The sequence below is a fragment of the Actinomadura oligospora ATCC 43269 genome (genome assembly GCF_000518265.1).
GTDB classification, from domain to species: Bacteria; Actinomycetota; Actinomycetes; order Streptosporangiales; family Streptosporangiaceae; genus Spirillospora; species Spirillospora oligospora.
In genome coordinates this window covers 129,130-149,601 of sequence record NZ_JADG01000003.1, presented here as the reverse complement: position 1 = coordinate 149,601, position 20,472 = coordinate 129,130, and the positions used below count along the sequence as shown (strand labels likewise).

The following is a 20,472-nucleotide window of genomic DNA, read 5'->3' as shown; positions in this document are numbered from 1 at the left end:
TCTTTTATGCCCCGCTAACTCCGAAGCGCTAGGGTCGCTGGGATGCGTTCCGAACCCCCCCTTCGCAGACCGGACGCGATCGTCCGGCTGGGCTGGCTGGACGCCCTGCGCGGTGTCGCCGCGATCACGGTGGCGCTGCACCACGCGTCCTACCACTACCTGCCGGACTCCCGCCGGACGATCCTGGCCTGGTTCGATCCGGGGGCGTTCGGCGTGCTGGTGTTCTTCCTGGTCAGCGGCTACATCGTGCCCGCGTCGCTCGAGCGGCGCGGATCGGTGCGGCGGTTCTGGACCGGCCGGGTCTTCCGGATCTACCCGCTGCTGCTCGCCGCCGTCGCGGTGGTGGTCGTCCTGCACCTGACGGGCGGGTACGAGCTGCGGGACGGCCTGGCGACCGACTACCACCCCGTCACCGTGGCGCTGTCGCACCTGACGATGATGCAGGACCTCCTCGGCGTCCCGAGCGCGATCAACGTGCTCTGGACGCTGTCCTACGAGATGGCGTTCTACCTGCTCGTGGTGGCGCTCTTCTCGGTCGGATGGCACCGGAGGTCGGTGGCCACGGCCTCCACGCTGGCGATCGGCGCCCCCGCGCTCGCGCTGGTCCTGCCCGCCGGGGCGCTGTCCGCGCGGTTCGGGGAGGGTTGGGTCTCGCTCGCGGCGTTCCTGCTGATGGCCGCGTCGATCGGGCTGGCCTGCGCCCGGCGGACGGCCGTCGCGCGGGCCGGGGCGCTGCTCGGCGGCGTCCTCGCGCTCACCCTCGTCATGGTGAACGGACGCGTCGACCCCTGGCAGGGCCTGGCGATCCTGGCCGTGATGTTCACCGGGACGGTCGTCCACCGGGCCGAACGCGGCCAGATCAGGGGCCGCACCGCCGTCGGCGTCTGCGTCCTGGTGATGGCGAGCGCGGCGGGGACCGGGATCTGGCGCGTCAAGGGCTACACCGACTGGGACACCGACCTCGGTGAGAAGCGCGCCTGGGCGCTCGCCGTCGTCGGCGCGTTCGTCCTGTTCGCGGTCGGGTACGCGCTGCGGGACCGGCACGTCCCGCGCTGGCTGGCCTGGTCCGGCGTGGTCAGCTACTCCGCCTACCTGCTCCACGAGCTGCTGCTCATGGGCCTGGACCTGACCGTCGGACGGCCCAAGAGCGATCAGCCGCTGTACTTCGTCCCGTTCCTGGTGGTCCTGCTGGCCGCGAGCTGGGCGACCCACCGCTGGATCGAGAAGCCGGGCCAGCGCCTCGGCCAGGCCCTCGCCCGCCGCATCGACCCGCCCCCGCCCCCAGCGCCGGAACCTGCCCCCTCAATGGCCCAGGCTCCAGCAGAGGACCCGGCCCCGGCAGGGAACCCGGCTTCAGCGGAAGCCCCGGTTCCAGCTCCGGCTCCAGCGGGAGACCCGGCCCCCGCCGCCTGAGGCCGGAAACGGAACGGCCCGGCCCCCGCTGATTCGGGTACCGGGCCGGAGGGACTCGCGCGTCAGGAACGCGCGGCCTCCATGGCGCGCTTCACGGCAGCACGCTTCTCGCGGAGCTTGTTGAGGGCCTCCTCGAGGATGGCCTCACCGTCGGCGTCGCTGCGCCGCTCCTTCACGTACGCGAGGTGCGTCTTGTAGGGCTCGGTCTTCGGCGGGGCCGGCGGGGCGTCCTTGTCCTGCCCGGCCGGGAACCCGCAGCGCGGGCAGTCCCAGGTGTCGGGGACCGCGACGTCGGTCGCGAAGCTCGGACGGGTCTCGTGCCGGTTGGCGCAGTAGAAGGTCACCCAGACACGGGGCGCCGCGTCCCCGCGCTCGGCCTCACCCATCGGACCGGCGCCGACACGGCTTCCCCGAATCGCGTTGCCACTACCCACGGACATACTCCTCGGTCGATACGCCGCCGCCCGCTTCGAGGTCGCTCTTGGGGAGCCGGGCGGCGGCTCGGCGGTGTTGGTGTTACTTCGGCTCAGTGCTACGGGACCAGGCCCGGCGAGCGCGGCTCAGCCGTGCTTGAACAGCAGGCCCAGCACGATGATCGAGGCGAACCAGACGACGCCGACACCGATGGTCAGCCGGTCCAGATTCCGCTCGACCACCGACGATCCGCCCAGCGACGACGAGATGCCGCCACCGAACATGTCGGACAGTCCCCCGCCCTTGCCCTTGTGCATCAGGACGAGAACCACCATCAGCAAGCTCGTGATGATAAGCACGATGGACGAAGCGATGATCACAGTTGCGCGCCTTCTCTGGCCTGCCCCGCCGAGGCGGGGCCTGTCTGATGTTGGACGGAGGATCTAGCCGGGCGGTTTACCCGTCACCCCCGCAGGGTACGACGAACTCTTCGCTGGTTCGGCAAGAACCGGCGGGTCGAGACCGAATTGATCTCAAGTCGCCGGTCCCCCACCGCCGGATTCAGGCCGGAAGGTCCCGGTAACGGCAGATCTTGACGAACTCACCCGCGTCCAGACTGGCACCTCCGACCAAGGCGCCGTCCACGTCCGGCTGCGCCATGATCCCGGCGATGTTGTTCCCCTTGACCGAGCCACCGTACAGGATCCGCACCTTGGCGGCCGTCTCGCCGTCGTACAGCTCGCCCACCCGGGCCCGGATCGCGCCGATGACCTCCTGCGCGTCCTGCGGCGTGGCGACCTCGCCGGTGCCGATCGCCCAGACCGGCTCGTAGGCGATCACCAGCTCGGCGACCTGGTCGGCGGGGATCTTCTCCAGCGCGCCCGCGACCTGGTCCAGGCAGTGCGGGACGTGCTCGCCCGCCTTGCGCACCTCCAGGCCCTCGCCGACGCACACGATCGGAGTGATCTTGTTCGCGATCGCGGCCCTGGCCTTGGCGTTGACCAGGGCGTCGTCCTCGTGGTGGTACTGGCGGCGCTCGGAGTGCCCCACGGTCGCGTAGGCGCAGCCGAGCTTGGCCAGCATCGCCCCGGAGATCTCGCCGGTGTAGGCGCCGGACGCGTGCTGCGAGATGTCCTGCGAGCCGTAGGTGATCTCCAGCTTGTCGGCGTCCACCAGCGTCTGCACCGAGCGGATGTCGGTGAACGGCGGCAGGACGGCGACGTCCACCGCGGCGAGGTCGGCCTCCTTCAGCCCGAAAGCGAGCTTCTGGACGAGCGCGATCGCCTCGAAGTGGTTGTTGTTCATCTTCCAGTTGCCCGCCATCAGCGGCTTGCGCGCGGGGGCCTTAGCGGAAGGGGCCATCTCGGTCAGTCCTCCAGGGCAGTCAGGCCGGGCAGGGTCTTGCCTTCCAGATACTCCAGGCTGGCGCCGCCGCCGGTGGAGATGTGCGAGAACGCGTCCTCGTCGAAGCCGAGCAGGCGGACCGCCGCGGCGGAGTCGCCGCCGCCGACCACGGTGAACGCGCCCGAGTCGAGCAGGCCCTGCGCCACGGCGCGGGTCCCGTGGGAGTACGGCTCCATCTCGAACACGCCCATCGGGCCGTTCCAGAACACGGTCCGGGCGTCCGCGAGGCGGGAGGCGAACAGCTCGCCGGACTTCGGGCCGATGTCCAGGCCCATCCGGTCGGCCGGGATCGCGTCGGCCGGGACGACCTCGTGGTCGGCGTCGGCGGCGAACGCGGTGGCGGCCACGATGTCGGTCGGCAGGACGATCTCGACGCCGTTCTCCTCCGCCCGCGCCAGGTACTCGCGGACGGTGTCGAGCTGGTCGTTCTCCAGCAGGGACGTGCCGACCTCGTGGCCCTGGGCCTTGAGGAAGGTGAAGACCATGCCGCCGCCGACCAGGATCCGGTCGGCCTTGCCGAGCAGCTTGTCGATCACGCCGAGCTTGTCGGAGACCTTGGAGCCGCCGAGGACGACCGCGTAGGGGCGGGCGACGTCGTCGGTGAGCTTCTTCAGCACGTCCAGCTCGGCCGCGATCAGGTACCCGGCGGCGTGCGGCAGCAGCCTCGGGACGTCGTAGACGCTGGCGTGCTTGCGGTGGACGGCGCCGAAGCCGTCCCCGACGTAGATCTCGGCCAGGGCGGCCAGGCGGCCGGCGAACGCGGCGCGCTCGGCGTCGTCCTTGCTGGTCTCGCCGGGCTCGAAGCGCAGGTTCTCCAGGAGGGCGACCTGGCCCTCGGCGAGACCCGCGGCGGCGGCCTGAGCGGAGTCGCCCACGACGTCGGTCGCGAACGTCACGTCCTGACCGAGCAGCTCACCGAGCCGCTCGGCGACGGGCGCGAGCGAGAACTCGGGCTTGACCTCGCCCTTGGGACGGCCCAGGTGGGCGCAGACGATCACCTTGGCGCCGCGCGCGGCCAGGGCCTTGATCGTGGGCACGCTGGCCCGGATCCGGCCGTCGTCGGTGATCGTGGAGCCGTCGAGCGGCACGTTCAGGTCGGTGCGGACCAGCACCGTGCGGCCGGTCACGTCCAGGTCGTCGATGGTGCGCATCGGAACGCGGTGTCCTTCCGTCGAGTCGCGTGCGGGTGTGCCGCGGGCGGCCGGGTGCGCGGGCCGCCCGCAGACGTGCGCCCGCCGTGGCCACGGACGCGCGTCCGTGGCCACGGCGGGCGGCGCGGCTCAGACCGAGGAGCCGACCAGCTTGACCAGGTCGACCAGGCGGTTGGAGTAGCCCCACTCGTTGTCGTACCAGCCGACGACCTTCACCTGGTTGCCGATGACCTTGGTGAGGCCGGCGTCGAAGATGCAGGACGCCGGGTCGGTGACGATGTCGGAGGAGACGATCGGGTCCTCGGTGTAGGTGAGGATGCCGCGCAGCGGGCCCTCGGCGGCGGCCTTGAGCGCCGCGTTCACCTCGTCGGCGGTGGTCTCGCGGCCGACCTCGACGGTCAGGTCGGTGGCCGAGCCGGTGGGGATCGGCACCCGCAGGGCGTAGCCGTCCAGCTTGTCCTTCAGCTCCGGCAGCACCAGGGAGATGGCCTTGGCCGCGCCGGTGGAGGTCGGCACGATGTTGATCGCGGCGGCGCGGGCGCGGCGCAGGTCCTTGTGCGGGGCGTCCTGCAGGTTCTGGTCCTGCGTGTAGGCGTGGATGGTGGTCATCAGGCCCTTCTCGATGCCGAAGGTGTCGAGGATCACCTTCGTCATCGGGGCCAGGCAGTTGGTGGTGCAGGAGGCGTTGGAGATCACCGTGTGCTTCGCCGGGTCGTACTGGTCGTCGTTGACGCCCATGACGATGGTGATGTCCTCGTTCTTGGCCGGAGCCGAGATGATGACCTTCTTGGCGCCGTTGTCGGCGTGCACCTTGGCCTTGGTGGCGTCGGTGAAGAAGCCGGTGGACTCGACGACGACGTCCACGTCGTGGTCGCTCCACTTGAGGTTGGCCGGGTCGCGGTCGGCCATGACCTTGATCGGCTTGCCGCCGACCAGGATCTCGTCACCGGCCGCCTTCACCTCTTCGGGGAAGCGGCCCAGAATGCTGTCGTACTTGAGCAGGTGGGCGAGCGTCGCGGTGTCGGTGAGGTCGTTGACCGCCACGACCTCGATGTCGGCTCCGCTGGCCTTGACCGCGCGGAAGAAGTTGCGTCCGATCCGGCCGAAACCGTTGATGCCTACTCGGATGGTCACGGAACCGCTCTCCTCGTACGTCGTCACGCGCCCGGCACGGGTGAATTCCGGGCGGCCTACCGTTGATCCCAGGGGTCTCCCCCGCACTCGACCCTACCGAACCGGCCGCCCCGTCCCCGCACCGGCGGGCCGGATTTCGCCAGGTGACGCGCCCTTGTCCGGACCGGCTCCCGGACCAGGACAGGCAGAGGTCTAGACCGCACCGTCTAGACCAATCGCACATGTCCCCTGAAACCGACGGGTTCATTCCCACCGGTTCGGCTCCCGACACGCCAACGGCCCGCCGTCCGTCGGGACACGGCCGGACACGGCCGGAGTGACGAAATACCCAGAAATCCGAGCGGAACGCTCAGCTGAGCAGGCCGTGGGCGACCACCGCCAGGTGCGCGCGCAGCAGATCGTCCGGCCGTTCCAGGCGCAGGCCGAGCCTCGCCTCCACGTTCCGTAGCCGTTTGGCGACGCTCGTGTGATGCAGGTGCAGCTCGGTCGCCGCCGCCCGCAGCGACCCCCGCGCGCAGAACGCGGCCAGCGTCTCCCGGTCGCTGTCCGGCAGGGCCGCCACCGCCGCCACGTCCGGGTTCGCCGCAAGGATGTCGCGGGGGACGTCCGCCAGCACCGCCAGCGCGCCCAGCTCCGCGTGGTCGACGAACGGCCGTCCCGGACCCGCGAACCGCAGGGCCACCCGCGCCCGCCGCCACGACTCGTCCGCCCTGGCTGCCGACATCACCGGCCCCGCTCCCAGCAGCACGCCCGCCGGGACCTCGGTTAACGGCCCGGCCTCCGGGGATCGCGCGGGCGGCCCGCCAGCCGGGACCCCGGTGAACGACCCCGCCTCCAGAGACCGCGCGAGCGGGCCGCCCGTCGGGGGCTCCGCGCGTGGTGCGCCCGTCGCGACCTCGGCGAGTGTGCCGCCGCGGGCCAGGACGACGCCCACATCCCCCAGATGTGCGGCGCGTCCGCCGAGCCTGCGTGCGAGCGTCGCCAGGGCCTCCGCCGGCAGCCCTCCGCCCCCGGTTCCGTCGGCCGGGAGCCCGACCGCGAAGGCGCGAAGCGGGGTGCCCGGGGCGAGGCCGAGGAGGCTGAGAGCCCGGGCGCGGGCGGGCTCGCCGGTCTCCTCGGCGATCACCAGCTCGACGAGCGCGGGGTCGGTCATGGACACCGGGGCGCCGCCGCGCTCCCAGACGGCCGCCGCGGCCAGCGCGAGCCGTTCCAGCAGCACCTCGTCCAGGGGGAGCGGGCCGCCCGGACGTTCCAGCCAGACCGTCCCGACCCGTGCCCCGGACAGGACGACCGGAGCCTCGCCCGAACGCTTCCCGGGCGCGCCGCCGTCGCGGACCTCGGACTCCGCGCCGTCCGCGAGCAGCGCCACCGGGCATCCGGCCAGCCCCGCGGTCGCGCGAACGAGCGTGGCGAACCCCACTCCGGCACGCACCAGGGGGTCGAAGAACGCGATGATCCGGACGGCGCCGCCGACGTCCGGATCCAACTCCGACAGGCGGTTCACCAGGGCTTCCACGGCGGCAGTCTACGAGCGTCGACCGACGGGCCCCGGACCGGCGACGGGCGTCGGCCGACAGGCGGCGCACCACCGGCCAGGATGATCGGCATGGACCCCGAACTCGAAGCCTTCCTCCCGGCCCTGCCCGACCCCACCTTCAGCGACATCGAGGCCGGCCGCGAGCTGCGGCGGCGCATGGCCGCCGCCCGTCCCGCCGACCCCGAAACGGTCTCCCGGACCGACATCACCGACGTGGCCGAGGCGCGCGTCCGGCTGTACCGGCCCAAGCGGCTCGGGCCCGGCGGGCCCGCGATCCTGTGGATGCACGGCGGCGGGTTCTGCGTCGGAGACCTGGACACCACCCACCGCGAGGCGCTCTCGCTCGCCGACGAGGTCGGCGCGACCGTGGCCTCCGTCGACTACCGGCTCGCGCCCGAGCACCCCTACCCGGCCGCCCTGGACGACTGCCACCGGGCCCTGGTCTGGCTGGCCGGACAGGACGTCGACCCCTCCCGGATCGCGGTCGCCGGGGTCAGCGCGGGCGGCGGGCTGGCCGCCGCGCTCGCGCTCCGCGTCCGCGACCTGGGCGGACCCGCGATCCGGTTCCAGGCGCTGCTGATCCCCGAACTGGACGACCGGCTCGACACCCCGTCCATGCGCGCCTTCACCGACACCCCCGGCTGGACGAGGCCCAACGCCGAGATCAGCTGGCGGCGCTACCTGGGCGGACGCGAGGACGTGCCGCCGCATGCGGCCCCCGCGCGGGCCGAGGACCTGTCCGGGCTGCCGCCCGCCTACATCAGCGCCGCCGAGCTCGACCCGCTGCGCGACGAGGCCCTGATCTACGGGACCCGGCTGCTCCAGGCGGGGGTCTCCACGGAGCTGCACGTGTTCGCGGGGACCTTCCACGGCTCGGCGGCCATCCCCTCGAGGGTCTCGGACCGGCAGAAGTCCGAGACGGCGGAGGTGCTGCGGCGCGCGCTCGAAGCCTGACCCCGCGCGATCTCGCCTGCCCCCGAACGGCCTCGGGTCAGGGGGCGAGCATCTCGGCGGTCAGGTTCGCCTCGGTGCCGGGGATGCCCTGGTCGCCGGCGCGCTTGTCGGCCATGGCGAGCAGACGCCTTATACGGCCCGCGATGGCGTCCTTGGTCAGCGGCGGGTCGGCGAGCTGGCCGAGCTCCTCCAGGGACGCCTGCTTGTGCTCCAGCCGGAGCCGCCCGGCGCTGACCAGGTGCTCGGGGGCGTCGTCGCCGAGGATCTCCAGGGCGCGGGCGACCCGGGCGCCCGCCGCGACCGCCGCGCGGGCGCTGCGCCGCAGGTTGGCGTCGTCGAAGTTGGCGAGCCGGTTGGCGGTGGCCCGGACCTCGCGGCGCATCCGCCGCTCCTCCCAGGCCAGGACGGAGTCGTGCGCGCCGAGCCGGGTGAGCAGGGCGCTGATCGCGTCGCCGTCCCGGACGACCACCCGGTCGACCCCGCGCACCTCGCGGGCCTTGGCGTGGATCTTCAACCGGCGGGCCGCGCCGACCAGCGCCAGGGCCGCCTCCGGGCCCGGGCAGGTCACCTCCAGCGACATCGACCGGCCCGGCTCGGTCAGCGAGCCGTGGGCCAGGAACGCCCCCCGCCAGGCCGACTCGGCGTCGCAGGCCGCCCCCGCGACCACGTGCCGGGGCAGCCCTCGCACCGGACGGCCGTTGTTGTCGATCAGCCCGGTCTGCCGGGCCAGCGACTCGCCGTCCCGGAACACCCGGACCACGTACCGGTTGCCCTTGCGCAGCCCGGACGGGGCGAGCACCACCACGTCGGAGGTGTGCCCGAACACCTCGGCGATGTCGCGGCGCAGGCGGCGCGCGGCCGACCCGGTGTCGATCTCGGCCTCGATCACGATGCGCCCGCTCACCAGGTGCAGGCCGCCCGCGAAGCGCAGCAGCGTCGAGACCTCCGCCTTGCGGCAGCACGGCTTGAGCACCTGGAGCCGGCTCAGCTCGTCCTTCACCACGCCGGTCATCGCCATAGATGAACCCCTCCCCCTATCGAACTTCCAGCAGTGTGGCCGATCGCGGCCCGGCCGGACGTCAGTCAGCGAATATCTGTACGAAGGCTTGGGCCAGCAGGGCGGGATCATGACGTGGCGAGCCGTCCGCGGCCGCCACGTCGGCGAGCACCAGGCGCCCTCCGAGATCGCCGACGGCCTTCTCCAGGGCGTCCGGCTCGTCCACCACGCCCCGGTCGGCCAGCACCACGTCGATCTGGAGGTCGGGCGCGTGGGCCTGGAGCACCTCGAGATGGTTCTGCGGCGAGAAGTCGTCGGTCTCGCCGGGCTGCGGCGCGAGGTTCAGCGCGACCGCGCGGCGCGCCGACGTCCGGCGCAGCGCGCGCGCCAGCTCCGGCACCTTCAGGTGCGGCAGGACGCTGGTGAACCATGATCCCGGGCCGAAGACCACCCAGTCGGCGTCCTCGATCGCGGCGAGCGCCTCGGGGCACGCGGGCGGGTCGGACGGGATCAGCGAGATGCCCTCGACCGTGCCCGGCGTCTTCGCGCACGCGACCTGCCCGCGCACCTTGACGACCTCGCCCGGGCACGCCGGATCGCCGCCGCGCACGTCCGCCACGATGTCGAGCGGCACCGACGCCATCGGCAGCACGCGTCCGTGCGCGCCCAGCAGCCGTCCCACCCAGTCGAGCCCGGCCACGACCCCCGGACCCCCGACCGCCGCTCCCCCGCCGGACGGCCCGCCGAAGGGCACGGCACCGACGGAAGCAGCACCCGCGGGCGCGCCTCCAGCGCCGGTCGCGGTGGTGGCGGGAGTTCCGGCGGCCGACGGGCCGGTCGGCGCGTTCGGGACGGCCTCGGGGGCCGACTGGCCGAACAACTCCCACAGGGCGACGATCAGAAGGTTGCCGACGGCGTGGTCGTGCAGGGCGCCCTCGCTGCGGAAGCGGTGCTGCACCACGTCCCGCCAGGTCTGGCCCCACTCGTCGTCGCCGCACAGCGCGGCGAGCGCCATTCGCAGGTCGCCCGGCGGCATGACGCCCAGCTCGCGGCGGAGCCGCCCGCTGGAGCCGCCGTCGTCGGCGACCGTGACCACGGCCGTGAGGGCGTCGGTGACGCGGCGCAGCGCCGACAGCGAGGCGTACAGGCCGTGCCCCCCGCCGAGCGCGACGACCTTGGGCCCACGGGGGTTCACCGGTTCGTCAGTCTCCTCGGTCCACCCGCGCGGGCGCTCACCCGCGCGGCTCACTCGCGGCCGAGGTCGCGATGGGCGACCTGCACCTCGACGCCCTCGTCCCGCAGCCGTGCGGCGATCTGCTCGGCCATGGCCACACTACGGTGTTTGCCGCCGGTACATCCCACGGCCAGTGTCACGTAGTGCTTGCCCTCGCGCTCGTACCCGGTCGTGAGCAGGCGCAACACCTCGGTGTAGGCGTCCAGGAACTGCTTGGCGCCGGGCTGGGCGAGGACGTAGTCGCGCACGTCGGCGTCGCGGCCGGTCTTGGGCCGCAGCTCCGGCACCCAGTGCGGGTTCGGCAGGAACCGGCAGTCGACGACCAGGTCGGCGTCGACCGGCAGGCCGTACTTGTAGCCGAACGACACGACGGTGGCGCGCAGCCGCGACTCGCGGCTGCCGTCCCCGAAGAAACCGATGATCTTGTTGCGCAGCTCGTGCACGTTCAGGCCGCTGGTGTCGAGCACCAGGTCGGCCTCGGCGCGCACCTCGCGGACCAGCTCGCGCTCGCGCGCGATGCCGTCGACCAGGCGTCCGTCGGCCTGCAGCGGGTGCGGACGGCGGACGCTCTCGAACCGGCGCACGAGGTCCTCGTCGCTGGCCTCGAGGAACACCACGCGCGGGTGGACGCCGCGCGCCTCCAGCTCGGCGATCGAGGAGTGCAGGTCGGCGGTGAACGCGCGGCTGCGCACGTCCACGACGACGGCGATGCGCGGCACCGCGTCCTTCACCCGGCCGCCGAGGTCGGCCATGGTCGCCAGCAGCGCGGGCGGCAGGTTGTCGACCACGAACCAGTCCAGGTCCTCCAGGGACTTGGCGGCCGTGCTGCGGCCCGCGCCGGACATGCCCGTGACGATCACGATGTCCGGAATGTGCGTCTCGCTGGTCACGTTCGTTTCCCCCTGTTGTCGGCGTCGCCCCGGTGTTCCGTCCCGCCGTCCGCCGCCCCCGTGGCGTCCGGCGTCATGCCCTTGCCTGTGTCCGTTCCCGTGCCCGGCTCCGCGCCCGCGTCCGTGCCGCCGTCCGGTCGCCGCGCCGCGTCCTCGGCCGGACGCGTCGCCGCGGCGGCTCCCGGGCCGTTCAGCGCGACGGCGATCGTCTCGGCGGTGCGCAGGCCGATGCCGGGCACCTCCGCAATCTGCTCGGGCGTCGCCTCCTTCAGGCGCTTGACCGAGCCGAAGTGCTTCACCAGCGCCGTGCGCCGGGCCGGGCCGAGCCCCGGCACCCCGTCGAGCTCGCTGACGGTCATCGACTTCGACCGCTTCTGGCGGTGGAAGGTGATGGCGAAGCGGTGCGCCTCGTCGCGCACCCGCTGGACCAGGAACATGCTCTCACTGTTGCGCGGCAGGATCACCGGGTCGTCGTCGCCGGGGAGCCACAGCTCCTCCAGCCGCTTGGCGATGCCGACCACGGCGATGTCGTCCACGCCGAGCTCGTCCAGGGCCCGCTGCGCGGCGGCGACCTGCGGCGGGCCGCCGTCCACGAGCACCAGGTTCGGCGGGTAGGCGAAGCGGCGCGGCTTGCCGGTCTCCGGGTCGATCGGGCCGTGCGCGGCGGGTTCCCCCGAGTCGGCGGCACCGGGCCCGGAGCCGTCCGCGCCGGGCGCGCGCTCGGCGTCCTCGTGGCCGTCGCCGAGGACGGCCAGCTCGCCGGTCTTCTCGCTCTCCGCCAGGTAGCGGCGGAACCGGCGGGTGATCACCTCGTGGATGGACCGGACGTCGTCCTGCCCCTCCACGGCCTTGATGGTGAAGCGGCGGTACTCGCCCTTGCGGGCCAGGCCGTCCTCGAACACGACCATGGACGCCACGACGTTGGTGCCCTGGAGGTTCGACACGTCGTAGCACTCGATGCGCAGCGGGGCCTCGTCGAGCTCCAGCGCCTCCTGCAGCTCGCTGAGCGCGAGGCTGCGGGTGGTCAGGTCGCTGGCCCGGCGCGTCTTGTGCTGCTTGAGCGCCTCGTGCGCGTTGCGCTGGACGGTCTCCAGCAGCGCCTTCTTGTCGCCGCGCTGCGGGACGCGCAGCCTCACGGGCCCGCCGCGCGCCTCGGTCAGGAGCTCGGTCATGGCGTCGGCGTCCGGCGGCAGCGCCGGGACGTACACCTCGCGCGGCACCGCCTCGCTGTCGCCGTAGATCTGGATGAGGAACTGCTCGACCAGGTCGGCGGTGGTGACCGCCTCGACCTTGTCGACCACCCAGCCGCGCCGGCCCCGGATGCGCCCGCCGCGGACGTAGAACACCTGGACGGCCGCCTCCAGCTCGTCCTCGGCGAAGGCGACCATGTCGAGGTCGGTGTCGTCGGCGAGCACGACGGTCTGCTTCTCCAGCGCCGCCTCCAGCGCGCGGATGTCGTCGCGCAGCCGCGCGGCCCGCTCGTACTCCATGGACGCGGCGGCCTCGCGCATGTCGCGCTCGAGCCGCTTGATGTAGCGGCCGGTGTTGCCCGCCATGAAGTCGCAGAAGTCCTCGGCGAGGAGGTGGTGCTCCTCGGGGGTGACGCGGCCCACGCACGGCGCGGAGCACTTGTCGATGTAGCCGAGCAGGCACGGCCGGTCGAGCTGGTGCTGCCGCTTGAACACCCCGGCCGAGCAGGTGCGGACGGGGAACACGCGGAGCATCTGGTCGACGGTCTCGCGGATCGCCCAGGCGTGCGAGTAGGGGCCGAAGTAGCGCACGCCCCTGCGCTTGGCGCCGCGCATGACCTGGACGCGCGGGAACTCCTCGTTCAGGGTGACCGCGAGGTAGGGGTAGGACTTGTCGTCCCGGTACTTGACGTTGAACCGGGGGTCGAACTCCTTGATCCAGCTGTACTCCAGCTGGAGCGCCTCGACCTCGGTCGACACGACCGTCCAGTCGACCCGCGCGGCGGTGCGCACCATCGTCTGGGTGCGCGGGTGCAGGGTGGCGAAGTCGGCGAAGTAGGAGCCCAGCCGGGAGCGCAGGCTCTTGGCCTTGCCCACGTAGATCACCCGGCCGTGTTCGTCGCGGAAGCGATACACGCCGGGTTCGTCGGGGATCGTCCCCGGTGCTGGTCGATAGGTCGCCGGATCTGCCACATGGAAAGCCTAGTCGGCGGCACCGACAACCAGCGCCCCGTGAGGCCCCCCGACGTGATCGGGATCTCGTTCCGAACGGCCTGCCGCGGAAAAGGATCCCCCCGGAGTGACCACCGCGTTCGTCCGGACGAGTCCGAGGGGGGATTCCGCTTTGCCGACGCTCTGGGCGCTGATCGTTCCCGTGATCGCCGTGGCCGTGTCGGTGGGCGTCGTGGAGGGCGCCCGGCGGCTGCTCGCCGGGCGCCTGTCGGCCCGCTGGCCCGCCGCCGGGGAGGCCGCGCGCCGCTGCACCGCGCCCGCCTTCGCGTTCGCCGCCGCGGTCAGCGCCGACGGGGCCGTCCCGTACGGTGACCTGCCGCCGCGCCTGGGCGCGGACCTGCGGCACCTGCTGCACATCGCGGCGACCGGCGCCACCGCCTGGCTGATCCTGCGGATCTTCTACGCGCTGACCGACCCGCCTCTGGAGCGGCTCACCCGGGTCTCCGGCGAACGCAACCGGCGCGCCCGCCGCACCCGCACCCAGCTCCTGCTGCTCCGCCGGATCGGCGCGGTCGTGCTGACCGTGCTGGCGGTCGCGGTGGCGCTGTTCACCTTCCCCGCCGTCCGGGCCCTCGGCGCGGGCGTCCTGGCGTCGGCGGGCGTCGCCGGGCTGGTCGTCGGCATCGCCGCCCGGCCCACCCTGGGAAACCTCCTGGCCGGGCTGCAACTGGCGTTCAGCGACGCGCTGCGCCTGGACGACGTGGTGGTCGTCCAGGGCCAGTGGGGACGGATCGAGGAGCTGACGCTGTCGTACGTGGTGGTGCGGCTCTGGGACGAGCGGCGGCTCATCCTTCCGGTGTCCTACTTCATCGAACAGCCGTTCGAGAACTGGACGCGGCACACCAGCCGGGTGATCGGGGCGGTCGAGCTCCGGGTGGACTGGAACGTCCCGATCGGGGAACTGCGCACCGTCCTGCACGACTACCTGCGCGAACACCCGCTGTGGGACCAGCGCGACTGGGTGCTCCAGCAGACCAACGTCCTGCCGAACGGGCTGGTCGAGATGCGCGCGCTGATGAGCGCCGCCGACTCGGCGAGCGCCTGGGACCTGCGCTGCGACGTCCGCGAGCACCTGATCGGCTACCTGCGCGACCACCATCCCGAGGCGCTCCCCCGGCTCCGCGCCGAGATCCCCGAGGAGACCCGCGTCCGGGAGGGCGCGGGCCCCGCCGAACCCGCCGGCGAGGCCGTGCGCTACACCGAGTCGTCCGGCGCCCCGGCCGTCGGCCCGGACGCCCCGCCGGGCGCGAACGGACCGCGCACGGCGGACGCCCGCGCCGACGCGGACGGGGCGGACGCGTTCAGACGAGGATGATCTTCCCGTCGGAGATCTTGATCAGCTTCTCGACCAGGGCTTTCGCCGCGGGCCCGCGCGCGACCTCGCCGCTCTCGATGCGGTACTCGCTGCCGTGGCAGGGGCACCTGATCAGGCCGTTCTCCACCGATCCGACCGTGCAGCCCATGTGCGTGCAGACGGCCGTGTACGCGTGGTACTCGCCCGGCTTCGGCTGGACGACCACGATCTTCGGCCCCTTGAAGACCTTGCCGCCGCCCACCGGGATGTCGGCGGCGGCGCCGAGCACGATCCCCCCGCCGCCGCTCTCCGTCATCCCTCCGTTGGTCGTCGGCGTCGCCGTCGAGGGCGTCGCCCCGGACCCGTCGTCGGACGACCCGCCGCACGCCGCGGCCAGCCCGGCGGCGCCCACGACGCTCACACCGAGCAGCAGCCCCCGCCGGGCGAGGTCGCCGGACGGGGGCCGCTCGGGTGCGTCTCCGGTCGTGGTCTGCTCGTGCGCCTGCGACATTCCGGACCTCCGGTGCGGGTTGGGGGTTCTTCGCCGTCACCGGGAGCACGTATCGCGATCAGGACCGGTTCAATCCAGGGGATCGCCCGCGGAGCGCCAAAGACGAACCGTGCGGAGCGCCGCGGGTCAGACGACGACGATGCCGTCGCCCTTGACCTGGACGGGGTACTCGGTCAGCGCCTTGTTCGCCGGGCCCTGCGCCACCGAGCCGTCCGCGATCTTGAACTCGCTGCCGTGGCACGGGCACTTGACCACGCCGCCGGCCACCCGGTTGGTCAAGCAGCCCTGATGGGTGCAGATGGCACTGAACGCCTTGAAAACGCCCTGGCTGGGCTGGGTCACCACGACCTTGGTGTCGGCGAAGACCTTGCCGCCGCCGACCGGGACGTCGGCGACCTTGGCGATCTCCTTGCCCTTGAGGTCGCTCACGGGCGCCGCCTTGTTCGACTTCGGCCCGCAGCCGGTCAGCAACCCCGCCCCGAGCGCCGCTCCCACCACGCCCGTCCCGCACAACACCATCCGGCGTCCGACGGCCCCCTCCGGCGCCTCTCCACCTCCGGCGACCCGGTTCTCCCGGCCCCCGCTCGTCGCTTCGTCGCTCATGGTCACCATCATTCCGGACGATCCGCCGCCCCCCGCAGCACCCCCGCCGCAAGCCGCCCGGGCGGTGCGCGCTTTCCCTCACACCGGCGCTCTTTTCGGAACCGGCCTCATCGTCGTCGGCCTGGGCACCGTGCCCGCGCCCACCCTGGCGCGATCACCAGCCCCTGATCCGCGTTCCGGACATGCCACGGGCCGCGCGGAAGGAGATTCCGCGCGGCCCGCAGCCCGTCCTCGGGTCAGTTGAGGATCTTGGCGAGGAAGGTGCCGGTGTGGCTGCCCTCGACCCTCGCGACCTCCTCGGGGGTGCCCTGCGCGACGACGACGCCGCCGCGGGAGCCGCCCTCGGGGCCCATGTCGATGATCCAGTCGGCGGTCTTGACGACGTCCAGGTTGTGCTCGATGACGATGACCGTGTTGCCCTTGTCGACCAGGCCGTTCAGCACGCCGAGGAGCTTGCGGATGTCCTCGAAGTGCAGGCCGGTGGTCGGCTCGTCCAGCACGTAGATCGTGCGGCCGGTCGAGCGGCGCTGGAGCTCGGAGGCGAGCTTGACGCGCTGCGCCTCGCCGCCGGACAGGGTCGGCGCGGGCTGGCCCAGCCGGACGTAGCCGAGGCCGACCTCCACCAGGGTCTTCAGGTGCCGGTGGATCGCGGTGACCGGCTCGAAGAAGACCGCGGCCTCCTCGATCGGCATGTCCAGCACCTCGGAGATCGTCCTGCCCTTGTAGTGGACCTCCAGGGTCTCCCGGTTGTACCGGGCTCCGTGGCAGACCTCGCACGGGACGTAGACGTCCGGCAGGAAGTTCATCTCGATCTTGATGGTGCCGTCGCCCGAGCAGTTCTCGCAGCGGCCGCCCTTGACGTTGAAGGAGAACCGGCCCGGCTGGTAGCCGCGCACCTTCGCCTCGGTGGTCTGCGCGAACAGCTTGCGGATGTGGTCGAACACGCCGGTGTAGGTCGCCGGGTTCGACCGCGGGGTGCGGCCGATCGGCGACTGGTCGACGTGCACGACCTTGTCGAGCTGGTCGACGCCGTTGACCCGCTTGTGCTTGCCCGGGACGGTCTTCGCGCCGTGCAGCTGCTTGGCCAGCGAGTTGTACAGGATGTCGTTGACCAGCGTGGACTTGCCCGACCCGGACACACCGGTGACGGCGGTGAACACGCCGAGCGGGAACGCCACGTCGACGCCCCGCAGGTTGTTCTGCTGCGCGCCCTTGACGGTGATCTCGCGGCTCCTGGTCCGCGGACGGCGGATCTCGGGCACCGCGATCTCACGGCGGCCGGACAGGTACTGCCCGGTCAGCGAGTCCTCGGAGGCGAGGAGCTCCTCGACGGTGCCGGACACGACGATCTTGCCGCCGTGCTCGCCCGCGCGCGGGCCGATGTCGACGATCCAGTCGGCGGCGTTGATGGTCTCCTCGTCGTGCTCGACGACGATGAGCGTGTTGCCCATGTCGCGCAGCCGCAGCAGCGTCTCCAGCAGCCGCTGGTTGTCGCGCTGGTGCAGGCCGATGGACGGCTCGTCCAGCACGTACAGGACGCCGACCAGCCCGGACCCGATCTGGGTGGCGAGCCGGATGCGCTGCGCCTCGCCACCCGCCAGCGTCGCGGACGCGCGGTCGAGGGTGAGGTAGTCGAGGCCGACGTCCAGCAGGAACCCGAGCCGGGCGTTGATCTCCTTCAGGACCCGCTCGGCGATGTGCCGGTCGCGGTCGTTCAGCTCCATGGCCAGCAGGAACTTGGCGGCCTCGCCGATCGGCATCGCCGAGACCTCGGCGATGGACTTGCCGCCCATCGTCACCGCGAGGACGACCGGCTTCAGGCGCGCGCCCTGACAGGCCGGGCACGGGATCTCGCGCATGTAGCCCTCGAGCTTCTCGCGCGAGGAGTCGCTCTCGGACTCGGCGTGCCGCCGGTGGATGTAGGGGATCACGCCCTCGTAGGCCGTGTAGTACGAGCGGGTGCGGCCGTACCGGTTCTTGTACCGGACGTGCACCTGCGTCTCGTGGCCGTTCAGGATCGCCCTGCGCGCCTTCAGCGGCAGCTTGCGCCACGGCGTGTTCAGGTCGAAGCCCATGGCGTCGCCGAGCGCCGACAGCAGCCTCAGGAAGTAGTCGCTGACGTGCCCGCCCGACCACGGCTGGATGGCGCCCTCGCCGAGCGCGAGGTCCTCGTCGGGGACGACGAGCTCGGGGTCGACCTCCATGCGGGTGCCGAGACCGGTGCACTCGGGGCACGCGCCGTAGGGCGAGTTGAAGGAGAACGAGCGGGGCTCCAGCTCCTCGAACGACAGGTCGTCGTAGGGGCAGTAGAGGTGCTCGGAGTACATGCGGGTGCGGTTCTCGTCGTCCTCGGGGAGGTCGACGAAGTCGAGCACGATCGTGCCGCCCGCGAGGCCGAGGGCCGTCTCGACGGAGTCGGCGAGCCGCTGGCGCGCCGAGTCCTTGACCGCGAGCCGGTCCACGATCACCGAGATGTCGTGCTTCTCCTGCTTCTTGAGCGTGGGCGGCTCGTCCAGGCGGACCATCTCGCCGTCCACGAGCGCGCGCGAGTAGCCCTTGGACTGCAGCTCGCGGAACAGCTCGAGGTACTCGCCCTTGCGGCCGCGGATGACCGGGGCGAGCACCTGGAAGCGGGTGCCCTCGTCGAGCTCCAGCACCCGGTCGACGATCTGCTGGGGGGCCTGGCGGCTGATCGGACGGCCGCAGACCGGGCAGTGCGGGTGCCCGATGCGCGCGTACAGCAGGCGCAGGTAGTCGTAGACCTCGGTGATCGTGCCGACCGTGGAGCGCGGGTTCTTGCTGGTCGACTTCTGGTCGATCGAGACCGCCGGGGACAGGCCCTCGATGAAGTCCACGTCGGGCTTGTCCATCTGCCCGAGGAACTGGCGGGCGTAGGCCGACAGCGACTCGACGTACCGGCGCTGGCCCTCGGCGAAGATCGTGTCGAACGCCAGGCTGGACTTGCCGGACCCGGAGAGCCCGGTGAACACGATCATCGCGTCCCGCGGCAGGTCGAGCGAGACGTCCTTCAGGTTGTGCTCGCGTGCTCCTCGCACGATGAGTCGGTCATGCACGGCGTCTATTCCGGTTCCTCTTCTGGGGCACGGCGGCGATGGGACGGGATGTCCCCACGGTAGTCAGGGGGTCCGACAGAACGCAGGCGCGCGCGGACTCCCCCGTCTTGACAACAGAAAAAAGGCCCGCCGAATTTCACCTCGGCCGTCCCGCCCCCACGGGACCTCCGGCCACGCCCGAACCGTACACGTGTTCGAAGATCTACCGCCACCGGAACGCGCCGGGCCACACCTGGTCACACCCTGTGTTCGCCGTGCGGGCAGGGGCCGTGGCGGGTTCGCCGGGGGGGCTCCCGCCCTTGCCGCACAGGGCCTTGCCGGTCTCAGGCGTCCCGGCGGGCCCAGGCTTCGCGGGTCATGCCCCAGCGCATCCTCGGGCCCTCCTCGGCCGGGGCCTCGCGGACGTCGTCCTCGACGGCGATCAGCTCGTACCCGAGCCTGGACGGGACGGCCGCGCTGCGCTTGTTGGCGATGTCACAGTGAATCTCGACGCGTTCGATGCCGGGCAACCCGAACGCGACCTCGGTGACCGCCTCGGCCGCCCTCGTCGCGAAGCCGCGCCGTATGTACGCCACGTGCACCCAGTAGCCGATCTCCAGGGCTCCGGGGCCGAGCCTGCCGTGCAGGCCGACCGTGCCCGCGATCGCGCCGTCCGGGCACTCCAGCAGGTAGGCGTAGTCGGTGCCGTCCTCCCAGTTCCGGCGGGATTGGACGATCCAGGCGCGCTCGGCCTCGAGGGTCTGCGGCTCGGCGGCCCACGGCATCCACGGGTGGAGGTGGTCGAACGAGTCGTTCAGGGCCTTCAGGAGGGCCGGGACGTCGTCCTCGGCGGCGCGGCGGAGGGTCAGGCCGGGCAGGACGATCCGCTCCGGCGGGCGCGCCCCCGAGCGCGGATCAGGCCGCGGATCAAGGCGCGGTTCGGACGGTTCAGGCGGTTCGGACGGCTCGGACGGGCGCTCGATGCTCATACCGCGATGCTCGCCGAGCCCCCGGGACCGCTCCACCCATTTTCCGCAACCGTGACGAATGGACTCTGACCGGTGCCACGCCGGGGCCGTCAGCTCCACGGGGCCGGGTCAGATATCCCCTGCCGTCGGCCGCCTCTCGTCGTGCCGGGACGTTCCCGGCACGACGAGAGGCGGCACGTGGTTCCGTGTTCCCTGCCGTGGGGCGAGGTCAACCGACCGGCAGGCACACCGCGTAGGCGGTGGCCGTGATGCCGCCGAAGCCTGCGGAGAGGGCTCCGAGTTTGACGATCCAGGTCTTCGCGGACGCGTCGGGGTAGGAGCTGACGATCAGCGGCAGGCGAGCGGATCCCGGTGAGATGTCGTCCCTGAGCCCGCCGCCGGTCAGCGTGGTGCCGAACGGGCAGGTCGCCTTCACGAAGGTGGGCACGCCGTCGAGCACGTCCGTCGGCTCGCCGTACGCGATGACGGTCGGCGAGGCCACCCCGTTCCTGCCGTCCACCCCCGCCGGACCTCTCGAACCTCTCGGACCTCGCGGACCAGGGTGCCCGTCCTCCCCCGGCGGGCCGGGGGGACCGGGGTGCCCATCCTCCCCCGCCAGACCTCTCGGACCGGGGTGCCCATCCTCCCCGGGCGGCCCGGGCGGACCGGGGTGTCCATCCTCCCCCGCCAGACCTCTCGGACCGTCCTCACCGG

At 72.4% G+C, this 20,472-nt stretch carries 18 protein-coding genes; 3 read left to right on the top strand and 15 right to left on the bottom strand.

Annotated elements, in window-relative coordinates:
• The first annotated feature begins 42 nt into the window (after window positions 1-42).
• The gene (locus P696_RS42295; RefSeq protein ID WP_064743830.1) at window positions 43-1,413 is read left to right on the top strand and encodes an acyltransferase family protein; all 1,371 of its coding nucleotides are present in this window, start codon (window positions 43-45) and stop codon (window positions 1,411-1,413) included.
• Window positions 1,414-1,475: 62 nt separating this feature from the next.
• Here the strand turns inward: P696_RS42295 and P696_RS0100735 are convergent, their stop codons facing one another.
• The 6 genes from P696_RS0100735 to P696_RS0100710 form a co-directional block, all read right to left on the bottom strand.
• Window positions 1,476-1,847, bottom strand: a complete 372-nt coding sequence (locus P696_RS0100735; RefSeq protein ID WP_084336763.1) for an RNA polymerase-binding protein RbpA — start codon at window positions 1,845-1,847, stop codon at window positions 1,476-1,478.
• 126 nt (window positions 1,848-1,973) lie between these two features.
• Window positions 1,974-2,207 (bottom strand): preprotein translocase subunit SecG, encoded by a 234-nt coding sequence (gene secG, locus P696_RS0100730; protein WP_026410847.1) that lies wholly within the window; start codon window positions 2,205-2,207, stop codon window positions 1,974-1,976.
• 181 nt (window positions 2,208-2,388) lie between these two features.
• Window positions 2,389-3,189, bottom strand: a complete 801-nt coding sequence (tpiA, locus tag P696_RS0100725; RefSeq protein WP_026410846.1) for a triose-phosphate isomerase — start codon at window positions 3,187-3,189, stop codon at window positions 2,389-2,391.
• A gap of 5 nt (window positions 3,190-3,194) precedes the next feature.
• Window positions 3,195-4,382: a phosphoglycerate kinase gene (locus P696_RS0100720; protein ID WP_026410845.1), complete on the bottom strand. Its 1,188-nt coding sequence runs from the start codon at window positions 4,380-4,382 to the stop codon at window positions 3,195-3,197.
• Window positions 4,383-4,511: 129 nt separating this feature from the next.
• Entirely contained in the window at window positions 4,512-5,516 is a 1,005-nt protein-coding gene (gene gap / locus P696_RS0100715) for a type I glyceraldehyde-3-phosphate dehydrogenase (protein WP_026410844.1), read from the bottom strand.
• Between the two features lie 349 nt (window positions 5,517-5,865).
• Window positions 5,866-7,032, bottom strand: coding sequence for a helix-turn-helix domain-containing protein (locus P696_RS0100710; RefSeq protein WP_026410843.1), 1,167 nt, complete (start codon window positions 7,030-7,032; stop codon window positions 5,866-5,868).
• 90 nt (window positions 7,033-7,122) lie between these two features.
• On the opposite strand from P696_RS0100710, the gene P696_RS0100705 reads away from it, so the two are divergent.
• Complete coding sequence (locus tag P696_RS0100705; RefSeq protein WP_245627461.1) at window positions 7,123-8,007, top strand: alpha/beta hydrolase; 885 nt, start codon at window positions 7,123-7,125, stop codon at window positions 8,005-8,007.
• Window positions 8,008-8,044: 37 nt separating this feature from the next.
• On the opposite strand, the gene whiA is transcribed toward P696_RS0100705, so the two are convergent.
• The 4 genes from whiA to uvrC form a co-directional block, all read right to left on the bottom strand.
• Window positions 8,045-9,025 carry a DNA-binding protein WhiA gene (gene whiA / locus P696_RS0100700; RefSeq protein WP_026410841.1) on the bottom strand — a complete coding sequence of 327 codons (981 nt, stop codon included), beginning with the start codon at window positions 9,023-9,025 and terminating at the stop codon, window positions 8,045-8,047.
• A 61-nt stretch (window positions 9,026-9,086) separates the two neighbouring features.
• Window positions 9,087-10,199 (bottom strand): gluconeogenesis factor YvcK family protein, encoded by a 1,113-nt coding sequence (locus P696_RS57785; protein WP_026410840.1) that lies wholly within the window; start codon window positions 10,197-10,199, stop codon window positions 9,087-9,089.
• A gap of 50 nt (window positions 10,200-10,249) precedes the next feature.
• The gene (gene rapZ / locus P696_RS0100690) at window positions 10,250-11,128 is read right to left on the bottom strand and encodes an RNase adapter RapZ (protein WP_026410839.1); all 879 of its coding nucleotides are present in this window, start codon (window positions 11,126-11,128) and stop codon (window positions 10,250-10,252) included.
• Window positions 11,125-13,290, bottom strand: coding sequence for an excinuclease ABC subunit UvrC (uvrC, locus tag P696_RS42290; RefSeq protein ID WP_084336605.1), 2,166 nt, complete (start codon window positions 13,288-13,290; stop codon window positions 11,125-11,127). Before uvrC ends, rapZ begins: the two co-directional genes overlap by 4 nt.
• A 151-nt stretch (window positions 13,291-13,441) precedes the next feature.
• Here uvrC and P696_RS42285 point away from each other — a divergent pair, with 151 nt between their 5' ends.
• Window positions 13,442-14,644, top strand: a complete 1,203-nt coding sequence (locus P696_RS42285; protein WP_051466492.1) for a mechanosensitive ion channel family protein — start codon at window positions 13,442-13,444, stop codon at window positions 14,642-14,644.
• On the opposite strand, the gene P696_RS57780 is transcribed toward P696_RS42285, so the two are convergent.
• From P696_RS57780 to P696_RS57775, 5 genes are all read right to left on the bottom strand, one after another.
• A complete protein-coding gene (locus tag P696_RS57780) occupies window positions 14,631-15,134 on the bottom strand; it encodes a Rieske (2Fe-2S) protein (RefSeq protein WP_026410838.1) in 504 nt (167 codons plus the stop codon). The two genes, P696_RS42285 and P696_RS57780, sit on opposite strands and share 14 nt — an antisense overlap.
• Before the next feature lie 126 nt (window positions 15,135-15,260).
• Complete coding sequence (locus tag P696_RS0100670) at window positions 15,261-15,737, bottom strand: Rieske (2Fe-2S) protein (protein WP_084336757.1); 477 nt, start codon at window positions 15,735-15,737, stop codon at window positions 15,261-15,263.
• A gap of 236 nt (window positions 15,738-15,973) precedes the next feature.
• Window positions 15,974-18,811 carry an excinuclease ABC subunit UvrA gene (uvrA, locus tag P696_RS0100665; RefSeq protein ID WP_026410836.1) on the bottom strand — a complete coding sequence of 946 codons (2,838 nt, stop codon included), beginning with the start codon at window positions 18,809-18,811 and terminating at the stop codon, window positions 15,974-15,976.
• A 323-nt stretch (window positions 18,812-19,134) separates the two neighbouring features.
• Window positions 19,135-19,779 (bottom strand): GNAT family N-acetyltransferase, encoded by a 645-nt coding sequence (locus P696_RS42280; protein ID WP_051466490.1) that lies wholly within the window; start codon window positions 19,777-19,779, stop codon window positions 19,135-19,137.
• A 208-nt stretch (window positions 19,780-19,987) separates the two neighbouring features.
• Window positions 19,988-20,278 (bottom strand): hypothetical protein, encoded by a 291-nt coding sequence (locus P696_RS57775; RefSeq protein WP_026410835.1) that lies wholly within the window; start codon window positions 20,276-20,278, stop codon window positions 19,988-19,990.
• Window positions 20,279-20,472: the final 194 nt, after the last annotated feature.